This is a genomic window from Alteromonas sp. G4i35, assembly GCF_054960375.1.
This window is the reverse complement of the sequence record NZ_JBHNZD010000053.1, coordinates 1-10,013: the sequence shown is the minus strand read 5'-3', so window position 1 is coordinate 10,013 and position 10,013 is coordinate 1. Positions and strand designations below refer to the sequence as shown.

Annotated in this window: 11 protein-coding genes; 1 reads left to right on the top strand and 10 read right to left on the bottom strand. The window is 44.9% G+C overall.

Going from position 1 to position 10,013, the window contains the following annotated elements; translation table 11 throughout:
• Positions 1-48: 48 nt before the first annotated feature.
• From hemB to tatA, 7 genes are read right to left on the bottom strand one after another with little or no spacing between them, the layout of a single operon-like run.
• Positions 49-1,059 (bottom strand): porphobilinogen synthase, encoded by a 1,011-nt coding sequence (gene hemB, locus ACFI6L_RS20070; protein WP_462574685.1) that lies wholly within the window; start codon positions 1,057-1,059, stop codon positions 49-51.
• Positions 1,056-2,954: a sensor domain-containing diguanylate cyclase gene (locus ACFI6L_RS20065; protein WP_462574684.1), complete on the bottom strand. Its 1,899-nt coding sequence runs from the start codon at positions 2,952-2,954 to the stop codon at positions 1,056-1,058. The genes hemB and ACFI6L_RS20065 overlap by 4 nt, the downstream gene beginning before the upstream one ends.
• A gap of 12 nt (positions 2,955-2,966) precedes the next feature.
• Positions 2,967-3,743, bottom strand: a complete 777-nt coding sequence (locus ACFI6L_RS20060; RefSeq protein WP_462574683.1) for a TatD family hydrolase — start codon at positions 3,741-3,743, stop codon at positions 2,967-2,969.
• Positions 3,744-4,286 carry a hypothetical protein gene (locus ACFI6L_RS20055; RefSeq protein WP_462574682.1) on the bottom strand — a complete coding sequence of 181 codons (543 nt, stop codon included), beginning with the start codon at positions 4,284-4,286 and terminating at the stop codon, positions 3,744-3,746.
• 25 nt (positions 4,287-4,311) lie between these two features.
• Entirely contained in the window at positions 4,312-5,067 is a 756-nt protein-coding gene (gene tatC, locus ACFI6L_RS20050) for a twin-arginine translocase subunit TatC (RefSeq protein ID WP_462574681.1), read from the bottom strand.
• A complete protein-coding gene (gene tatB, locus ACFI6L_RS20045) occupies positions 5,068-5,367 on the bottom strand; it encodes a Sec-independent protein translocase protein TatB (RefSeq protein WP_014948087.1) in 300 nt (99 codons plus the stop codon).
• A complete protein-coding gene (gene tatA, locus ACFI6L_RS20040; protein ID WP_230633705.1) occupies positions 5,367-5,612 on the bottom strand; it encodes a Sec-independent protein translocase subunit TatA in 246 nt (81 codons plus the stop codon). Before tatA ends, tatB begins: the two co-directional genes overlap by 1 nt.
• A gap of 177 nt (positions 5,613-5,789) precedes the next feature.
• Here tatA and ACFI6L_RS20035 point away from each other — a divergent pair, with 177 nt between their 5' ends.
• Positions 5,790-6,851 carry a hypothetical protein gene (locus ACFI6L_RS20035; protein ID WP_278346274.1) on the top strand — a complete coding sequence of 354 codons (1,062 nt, stop codon included), beginning with the start codon at positions 5,790-5,792 and terminating at the stop codon, positions 6,849-6,851.
• Positions 6,852-6,932: 81 nt separating this feature from the next.
• Here ACFI6L_RS20035 and ilvN read toward each other — a convergent pair whose 3' ends face one another.
• From ilvN to ACFI6L_RS20020, 3 genes are all read right to left on the bottom strand, one after another.
• Positions 6,933-7,430, bottom strand: coding sequence for an acetolactate synthase small subunit (gene ilvN, locus ACFI6L_RS20030; RefSeq protein WP_014948084.1), 498 nt, complete (start codon positions 7,428-7,430; stop codon positions 6,933-6,935).
• The gene (locus ACFI6L_RS20025; protein WP_462574680.1) at positions 7,430-9,148 is read right to left on the bottom strand and encodes an acetolactate synthase 3 large subunit; all 1,719 of its coding nucleotides are present in this window, start codon (positions 9,146-9,148) and stop codon (positions 7,430-7,432) included. Before ACFI6L_RS20025 ends, ilvN begins: the two co-directional genes overlap by 1 nt.
• Before the next feature lie 273 nt (positions 9,149-9,421).
• A complete protein-coding gene (locus ACFI6L_RS20020) occupies positions 9,422-9,799 on the bottom strand; it encodes a MaoP family protein (RefSeq protein WP_039225146.1) in 378 nt (125 codons plus the stop codon).
• Positions 9,800-10,013: the final 214 nt, after the last annotated feature.

Below are 10,013 nucleotides of genomic sequence, written 5' to 3'. Positions count from 1 at the left end.
GCCGTGCATTGCACGGCTTTTTTGTTGTCGAACCTTTGGTTGTTGGTATTACTTGTCGTTTTGCTTCGCTAAAAGCGCAGCAGCTTGCGGAGCGAAATAAGTCAGAATCCCGTCGGCGCCAGCGCGCTTAAACGCTAATAACGATTCTAGGATCACCGCGTCTTCATTTAGCCAACCATTAGCAAAAGCAGCTTGATGCATAGCGTACTCGCCACTTACTTGATAGGCGAATGTCGGTACTTTAAATTCGTCTTTACAACGACGCACAACATCTAAATACGGCATACCTGGCTTCACCATTACCATGTCAGCGCCCTCTTCTATATCAAGCGCAATTTCGTGGAGAGCTTCATCGGTGTTGGCAGGATCCATTTGATAGGTTTTCTTGTTGCCGCCCTTTATATTTGCAGCGGAGCCGACGGCATCACGAAATGGACCGTAGTACGCAGACGCGTATTTAGCAGAATAAGCCATAATACACGTATTGATTTGACCTGCTTCTTCAAGTGCTTTTCGGATACTGCCAATGCGCCCATCCATCATGTCAGAAGGCGCAACAATATCAGCGCCAGCTTCAGCATGCGATAACGCTTGCTTAATGAGCACCTCGACTGTTTCGTCGTTCATCACATAACCAGTTTCGTCTAAGAGGCCATCTTGACCATGAGACGTAAATGGATCTAATGCGATATCAGACATCAGCATTACTTCAGGAAACGCCTTTTTAAGCGCTCTCATAGCTTGCTGAGCAAGCCCTTCAGGATTGAACGCTTCGCTTGCACACTCGGTTTTAAGAGACATAGGTGTCACAGGGAAAAGCGCAATCGTTCTAATGCCCAGCTCTACCCATTTCGCCGTTTCTTGCACTAGCAAATCGATAGAAAGTCTTTCCACACCAGGCATAGAAGGTACGGCTTCTCGTGCGTTCTCACCGGGTAGTACAAAAACAGGGTAAATGAGATCGTCAGTGGTTAAACGGTGCTCTGCCACAAGCCCTCTTAAAGCATCTTTGGCGCGTAGTCTGCGCATTCTTCTTTGAGGGAACGGTGAAGATGTCATAGTTTTTCCTGTAAATGTTTATATATTACTGTATTGCGGCCCGCAGCCTTGGCTTCGTAAAGGCATTCGTCGGCGAACTTGAAAAGATTTTGCGCGTGCTCTTCATCAATAATAATGGTTGTAGAAACGCCCGCGCTAGCAGTTAGCTTAATGGTTTCCCCTTCGTAATCAAGTGGGGTCGACGCAAGGCTATCTCGCATATTTTCGGCAACGTGAAAAGCGCCTTCAAGATCGGTATTAGGCAATATAATGGCAAACTCTTCACCACCTATGCGACACAAGTCATCTGTAGGGCGATGGATGTGCTTCTGAAAGACATTGGTGACGTGAATTAAGCACGCGTCACCACCATCATGTCCGTGTTGATCATTAATTTGCTTAAAATGATCCACGTCAACAATGATGAGAGATAATGGTGTTTGCTCACGTCTACTGCGTCGCCCTTCAGAACGCAGACGCTTATCGAAATGTCGACGGTTGTGCGCTCCCGTGAGCGGATCTATTGCATTTAACCTTTCCAATTCTTGATTAACTTCAGACAATTCGCGTAACGTAATTTCTAGCTCTAACGTGCGTTCTTGTACTTTATACTCCAGGTCATCTTGATAACGCTTTTGTACTTCAAGTAAATTCTCTTTGGCCGTATTTGCCTGTTTTTCCTGCTCTAGCGCGAACTGCTGCGCCTCAATGAGATCATCGCGACTGTGGCTATAATTAATCGCTAAGATAAGTGCCAAGATGAGCGTTTCAACCGCGCCACCAATGATCAGCAGGTTATTTGACGAAATAGGCAACTGAATAATATTAACGTTATCAAGGCTCGCACTTAGCCCACTAATTAATAGAAAACCCCAAGCAATGGTAAAATAACGTGCTACGACCACCCCTTTGAGCGTTAGCCAAATACCTAACCCAAGAGTAAAAATAACGATGAGGCTAAGCAGTAACAGGAACGCCTTTATCATGAACGAGTAAGGCAAGATAAGGCCGAGGATTATACTTAACCCGCACACCCAACTGATTGCCTGTGTGATTTTATCTAGCTTTACGCTGTGGGCTCTAATAGGTAGTAGGCTTCGCGTAAACATCGCCGCAAACATAATAGTCGCGTTAGCAAACACAAGAATTGCTTTACCTTGAAACCATGTGCTTCCCGGCCACATATAGGAGAAGCCGTAGCCGTGTAACGTCGCCAATATAAGCGCCAAACTCATTACATAGCCAGAGTAATAAAGGAACGACACGTTACTTGTCGTTACCGTTAAAAATGCGTTACTCACGCCCATTGCTACTAAGATGCCAAAAAATATCCCCAATGCCAGGTTACGGCTTGATGTATAGGCAATAAACTCTGTTTCTTCCCATATACGAATGGGAAGGCGGACGCTGCCAGAGGTTTGTACTCGAATAATCACCCGCTGCGACTGAGCGCTTACTGGTAGGGGGAATAGTGGCTTCACATGAGAAACAGGCCGGTTGTCAAAGTGCAGGCCATCGCCACCTGAATAAGTAGCAATAGGCGTGCTGCCTATTTGGCTGTAAATCGCAACGTCTAAACTATCTAAAAGGGGATAGTCGATGTGCAATAGAAATCGACTTTCATTGCTTTGTGTTGGCGCAATGACCATTGAAAACCAATGTACGTTTGTGTTCATACCCAAGTTAATGGGTGAAGATATTGGTGTCCAGTCGGTAAGCGGCGTTTGAGTAATGGTAGTAAAATCGAGCGCATTGCCATTATCTACATTGAGATAAGTAAGCTGCGAGAAACGTGGTGTTGCACTGGTGTTAGGAGACAAACTAAACAACACAGACACAAATGCAACGACGGCCACTAGGGTGATAAGAATAAGACCCGCATCATACTTGCGCATCGCTTTCAGATTTGTCTGCATATAAACCTATGTTTAGCTGAGAGAAAACAACTCACAGCTATTAGCATAACTGCTAATACGTAATTTATCAGTCTCAACTTGCAGATATTCGCCTAATTGTTTAGCGATATGGGGTAGAAAAGCAGGTTCGTTATTACGTTTTCTCGGTCGAAGGGTTTTGGGAAACAGATAAGGCGCATCTGATTCAAGAATAAGACGGTTTAAAGGTATAGACTTCACGGCTTCGCGTAGTGCTTCGCCTCGCTTCTCATCACATACCCAGCCAGTAATACCAATATAAAGCCCCAGCGCAAGGTAGTGCTGAACCTGCTCTGCATTCCCAGTAAAACAGTGGGCAATACCACCTTTTATACGAGGCATATACTCGGTTAATAACGCGACTTGTTCGTCAAACGCATCCCTTTCATGTAAATACACGGGTAAGTCTAATGCAGCCGCAATGTCTAACTGGGCTTCGAACACTGCCAACTGAACGGGCTGTGGTGAGAAATTGCGATTAAAATCCAGACCACATTCACCAATTGCAACACACCCTTTCTGTTGTGCAAGTTCGCGTAACCGCTTGTAATCACTTGGCGTGACATCTTTTGCATTGTGAGGATGGACACCGATAGTGTAACAGCATTGGGTTGGATACTTATTATATAGCGCTACTGCGGCGTCCCATTCACTGGGGTGCGTGGTGATAATGCAGAGTTTTTCTACCCCTGCATCTTTTGCTCGTTGTATAACTTCATCGGCGTCAAATCGCTTATCCAGCAAGTTGACGCCAGCATCAAACCAAGGCATTTATTTTACGCGTTTCACTTTCATGCGCTTGTTGAGCCCTTCTACACTTAGGAAAAATGCACCCAATAAGCCCCTTTCTACGGCTACCGACTGACCTTCCTTAAGCTTCATATAGGTTCCATCAGTTTGCTGCCATACAGAACCATCGCTGAAAGTTATAACATGCTTATCACGCACATTCTTCTTGATCGAAGCGATAGTGACCGCAATCTCAGAAGCTTCGTCAGACAAATCTCGCTTATGTTCAAGTCCAAAGTCATTCTTAGGTTCTGAGGCTTGAACTTGTCCCTGAGCGACAGGCGCTGGGCGAGGCTTCATCTGATTACCATTGTTGCTCTTGTAGGCCTGTAGTTGCTCAATCTGAGCGTCTGAACCTTCGTACTTGTTGAGTGATTTCGCGACGCTGTCATAGCACATAAGTCGCTTTAAACTATTATCCGTGTTGCGACATTTCTCCAATGCATCAGCAACTGTCTCAGCTTGTACATTAAACGTCCCAAACGCGCACAGAATAGTGGCAAGAGATAGCAGTCGGGTTTTCATTTTTATTCCTTTCTTTTTTTGACATCTATGTGTTGTCTGTTGTTTCAGTAGATGTATCGTCTTTTGGTGTTTTACCCGCGTAAAATCCTCCAACAATAACCCCTACTTCAAACAGCAACCACATTGGAATAGCTAATAATGTTTGAGAGATAACATCTGGCGGTGTTAGCAACATGCCAACCACGAATGCACCAACAACCACGTACGGGCGCTTGGCTCGTAAAGACTTAGCATCCGTTACCCCAGTCCAGCACATTAAGATAATGGCTATCGGTATCTCAAATGAGACCCCAAATGCAAAGAACAGTTTCAAGACGAAGTTCAAATAACTGGATATATCTGTACTTACCGTTACACCTTCAGGTGCTACGCTTGTAAAAAACGCGAACGCTATTGGAAATACCACAAAGTAGGCAAACGCCATTCCTGCGTAAAACAGCAACGTACTGGAAAGTAGTAAAGGCGCTACCAGGCGCTTTTCATTTTTGTACAAACCCGGAGCCACAAACCCCCATACTTGATAGAGCACATAGGGAATAGCAATAAAAAACGATAACACCAGTGTAAGTTTAAACGGAGCAAAGAAAGGTGATGCAACGTCGGTTGCAATCATGCTCGCATTTTCAGGTAAGGCTTCAAGCAATGGCATCGCCAATAGCTTATAAAGGTCTTGCGCAAACGCCGCAAGACAAATGAAGACGATAAGTACGCTCAAAAGGGCTTTGAGAATACGGCTACGCAATTCAATTAAATGAGAAATAAGGTTATTAGCGTCAGACATCTATTGCTTTTTATAAGGTTCTTGAACCGACTCTGCAGCTTTTTTTAGCTCATCGACGCTTTGTTCAAGTTCAGGTGAAAGATCTTTAAGCCCTTGCTGCTCTGCTTTTTTCAAATTTTCATGCAATTCGTGCACGCGCAACTGATGCTCAACTTCTTGCTTAAAGCCCGTTGCTACATTACGCACGCTACGAATTGTATTTATAGTTGAGCGCATGGCACCCGGTAATCTTTCTGGCCCTAAAATAAGCAGCGCCAGTACACCGATAACCAATAGCTCCCAAAAGCCGATATCGAACATTAGGATTTTTCTTTAACGTCGCTCTGCGTCTTAGTTGAAACAGGCTCTGCTGCTGACTTTTCTTCAACTTGCTTCTTTTGTTCAAAGTCTGCGTCTTTGTCTTCTTCGGTGACAGCTTTTTTGAAGCCTTTGATTGCGCCGCCTAAATCAGTACCTATACCTTTAAGGCGCTTCGTACCAAATAAAAGCACCACAATAACCAGTATGATCAGCAACTGCCAAACACTAATACCACCCATAAAAATAATCTCCCTTACATCGATTGGCACAGTATGCCATTGCCTGCTGATGCTTTCACCTGAATATTTACTTCAATGAATAAAGATTGACGTTTTGGTTGGGACAATCCATGCTCTGTATATTCCCAATGCGAATGGTCGAAACATTCAACTATGCTAATTTTTACAAGGAGTTAGTGAGCAATGCTATGCCTTACCGTGGTCTATTGCCATTTATTGCTCGCTTTACCTGTTGCACCTGACTCAGCTGCTGACACGTTGAACTCCCCCGTAAATGCGACCAGTGTAGGTATAACCTATCGGGACATTGCTCGGCCAGAAAATACGCCTTCTAACCGCGCTAACTCGACAAAAGAAAGTACACACTCCTTGCCTCCTTCAATACCTAATGAGCAATGGTTTGATATTTGGCAGCGTAGCTTCACCGACACCATGGACTTCACCGTAAAACAGCTTGATGGTTTGTTTGAAAGTTCAGATGAAATAGGTGCTTCAGGACAGAAGGAAGCCAGAGCCGAAGGCCGTGTTCAACTTGCATGGGAGCCAAGAAGTGGCATGCTCTCGGATACGGATTTGCGCTTCAGGGTAAGAGTTCGCCTACCGGCTTTAAAAGAACGCGTTGATTTACTATTGAGTGATAACGAAGACGAGACACAGAACAACACAATACGAGCTGCGAGGGATACCGGCAATAACAACCGCGATCGAACGACCATCGCGCTTCGCTTTCGTCCTGAGCAAGACTCTCACTACTCATTTAGAATTGGCGCTGGTCGCCGCGACCAACTATATGCGATGACCCGATACAGAGATGCTTTTGCCTTTTCTAAACAATGGGCCATGCTATACGACGCCGAACTTTACTATTACACCCGTGACCGTTTGGGTGCGGAGGTGGGCGTCGCTTTTCAATATGAAATCAATAAAAAGCACCTGGTTCGACAAAATAATCGCTACTACTACCGCGACGATACCAACGACTGGCTATGGCGTCACGAGGTCCACCATTTGTTTTCGGTAGATCAACACAACGCCGTTATTCCTCACTTTATGGTGGAAGGGCTTAGCCAACCCAACTTTCGCGTAGAAGAAGTCTATGGCGGGTTTAGGTGGCGTAACAACATGCTGCGCGATTGGCTATTCTTTGAGGTAGAGCCTTTCGTTTTATGGCTACGTGAAGAGGATTTTAAAACCTCATACGGCGTAGCCCTGCGCGTAGAAGCCTATTATGGGCGCGATACTTAGGGTAATTCCCTAGAATGAAAAAAGGCTGTCTACTGACAGCCTTTCGAAAAAACGCTTTGCGCGAAAACTCGGGAAAAAAATTTAAGGACGAAGCGCCCTATCACCTCGAGCAAGCCCACACACGCCGGTGCGCGATGATTCGATAATTTCAGCACACTGCCCCATAGTCGTGGCAAATGCATCTAGCTTATCTGTGGTGCCCGTAATTTCAATGGTGTAGTTGTTTACGTTCACATCCACAATACGCGCACGGAAGATATCAGAATTCCGCTTCACTTCAGCACGTACAGACTCAGTGCGAGTCGCGACTTTAATCAGCATAAGTTCGCGTTCAATGTGCGCGCCTTCAGTCAAGTCTACTACTTTGAGCACATCAATAAGTTTATTCACTTGCTTAGTAATTTGCTCTATGACTTTGTCGTCACCGTGCGTGATAATCGTTAGACGCGAAAGGCTCGCGTCGTCGGTTGGTGCCACACACAGTGAGTCGACGTTGTAACCACGTTGTGAGAATACACCAACGATACGAGAAAGTGCGCCAGGGGCGTTTTCCATTAATACAGAGATAATACGTTTCATCAGGTTCGCTCCGTCTTGCTTAAGCGCATGTCATCCATTGCGCCAAACTTAATTTGCATTGGATATACGTGTTCGTTTTGGTCTACTGCTATGTCCATAAACACTAAGCGATCTGTGTAACTGAAACATTTCTCCATTGCTGCGTCTAGCTCGTCAAGCTTGTCTACTTTAATGCCCACATGTCCGTAAGCTTCTGCTAATTTCACAAAGTCAGGCATTGAATCCATGTAAGAGTGTGAGTGACGTCCTTTGTAAATCATATCCTGCCACTGACGAACCATACCTAGGGCACGGTTATTCAATGAGATAATCTTGATAGGCAGGTTGTACTGCAAACAAGTAGATAGCTCTTGAATATTCATTTGAATACTGCCGTCACCCGTTACTACCACAGAGGTTGAACCTGGGTGCGCAAACTGCACACCCATTGCAGCCGGTAAACCAAAGCCCATGGTGCCAAGACCACCTGAGTTGATCCACTGACGCGGTTTATCATAAGGGTAATAAAGCGCAGCAAACATTTGATGCTGACCCACGTCAGAACTTACGTAAGCTTTACCGTCTGTGTGTTTGTACAAGGCTTCGATAACGCGCTGAGGCTTAATTACCTCTTCGCCCTGTGCGTAGTTTAAGCACTGACGAGTGCGCCAGGTTTCAATTTGTTGCCACCAATCGGCCAGCTTTTCGCTTTGACCTGATAAGTCTTTCTTATTTACCTGACTTAAGATTTGATCAAGTACTTTATCTACCGAACCTACCACAGGAATATGCGCATTTACGGTTTTAGAAATCGATGCTGGGTCAATATCAACGTGAATAATATCCGCATGTGGGCAGAACTTATCAACGTTATTAGTAACACGGTCATCAAAACGTGCACCTAGTGCAATGATGCAGTCGGCATTATGCATAGTCTTGTTCGCTTCAAGCGTACCGTGCATACCTAGCATGCCGATAAATTGCTTGTGTGTACCCGGCATAGCACCAAGGCCCATTAGCGTACAAGTTACCGGTGCATTAAGCTTCTCGGCTAACTCAATAACCTTTGCAGACGCATCGCAAGCTACAGCTCCACCACCTACATACAGTACGGGACGTTCTGCTTTAAGTAGCGACTCAACTGCTTTTTTGACCTGTTTAGGATGGCCTTTTTCAGTTGGGTTGTAAGAACGCATGGTCACGTCAGTTGGGAACACGTATGGATGTTCTTCTGCTACGTTCACAATATCTTTTGGCAAATCTACTACCACCGGGCCAGGACGACCTGTGTTGGCGATATAATAAGCTTTAGCAATCGCTTCTGGGATATCAACCGCGCGCTTTACCAAAAAGCTGTGCTTAACGATAGGGCGTGAGCACCCCACCATGTCAGTTTCTTGGAATGCGTCTTCACCAATATGCTTCGACGGCACCTGTCCCGATAAAATAACCATCGGAATAGAGTCCATATATGCAGTAGCAATACCTGTAATGGTATTCGTAGCGCCTGGACCTGATGTGACGAGCACTGTGCCGGTTTTGCCAGTTGAACGTGCATAACCATCCGCCATGTGGGCGGCTGCCTGTTCATGACGTACGAGGACGTGTTTGACATCATCTTGCGCAAATAACGCATCATAAATGTCTAATACGGCACCACCTGGGTAACCGAACACGTGTGTCACTCCTACATCTTTTAGCGCTTCAACCACCATGGCTGCGCCCGACATCATTTTCACAGTGCTTTCTCCTGTAATGGGTTGGGGGGTTTGTCAGCGTACGTTGACGATGCCCCGACTATATCTAAGGTAATAGGAAGATAAAACACCAAATTGCGTAAAAGTGAGATATATATCCCAATATTCGCAATAATTAGGATAAATATTTCGACTTAAGTGTAATCTTGACAGAAAATAGGATATTTATTTACACAGTTTTAACAGTGCAAACAATAATCATGATTGCTTTAAGAGAGGCGCCTTTACACGTTTAAGATGCATAAAGACATAAGCTTAATCATCGAGGTCGATATCAAGATCACTGTTATCGCTCATATCGTCGTCATCGTCAACATCTTGTTCAGCAGCACGCTTAGAGCCATAAATACTTGCTGTTTTTGGACGGTTTATTCTGGCTTGGTATTTCAACCACGCTTTCTCTTGCGGTGTTGCAGGGTCTCGATGACCAAGAGCCGATTCCAAATAGGCTTGTTCTTCATCATTCTCTGGCGTAATTTTCCCGTCCACTAGTGCAGCGAACAAACTACCATGGGCCTGAAGAAGCTTGCTCTCATTAATTGAAAAATCTCCTGAACGGGCAAAGCCGTACGGGTAATTTTTCTTATCTATAAAGGGTTTTCTTGCGACTTGCTCTTTTGTGATTACAGACATCTTAACCTCTTCCACCGCTAATACCTGCGTTGTAAACACAGACAAAATTGCAACACCAATTGTTGAATGAAATAGACTACTGATATAGCGCCTTAATCGCTTTCAAGATTATTCTTAGTTGGATTTTTATTTTCTGTCAAACAGAAAAGTAGCTGTAGTAAAAACTTAATATAGAATGTTTTAAAAGAGCATAAAAAAGGCCGCAAGCGCGGCC

Coding starts and splice junctions, on each gene's coding strand:
- tatB (WP_014948087.1), bottom strand. CDS start 5,367: ATGTTCGATATCGGCTTTTGGGAGCTATTGGTTATCGGTGTACTGGCG.
- ACFI6L_RS20020 (WP_039225146.1), bottom strand. CDS start 9,799: ATGTCTGTAATCACAAAAGAGCAAGTCGCAAGAAAACCCTTTATAGAT.
- ACFI6L_RS20035 (WP_278346274.1), top strand. CDS start 5,790: ATGCTATGCCTTACCGTGGTCTATTGCCATTTATTGCTCGCTTTACCT.
- ilvN (WP_014948084.1), bottom strand. CDS start 7,430: ATGAAACGTATTATCTCTGTATTAATGGAAAACGCCCCTGGCGCACTT.
- tatC (WP_462574681.1), bottom strand. CDS start 5,067: ATGTCTGACGCTAATAACCTTATTTCTCATTTAATTGAATTGCGTAGC.
- ACFI6L_RS20060 (WP_462574683.1), bottom strand. CDS start 3,743: ATGCCTTGGTTTGATGCTGGCGTCAACTTGCTGGATAAGCGATTTGAC.
- ACFI6L_RS20055 (WP_462574682.1), bottom strand. CDS start 4,286: ATGAAAACCCGACTGCTATCTCTTGCCACTATTCTGTGCGCGTTTGGG.
- ACFI6L_RS20065 (WP_462574684.1), bottom strand. CDS start 2,954: ATGCAGACAAATCTGAAAGCGATGCGCAAGTATGATGCGGGTCTTATT.
- hemB (WP_462574685.1), bottom strand. CDS start 1,059: ATGACATCTTCACCGTTCCCTCAAAGAAGAATGCGCAGACTACGCGCC.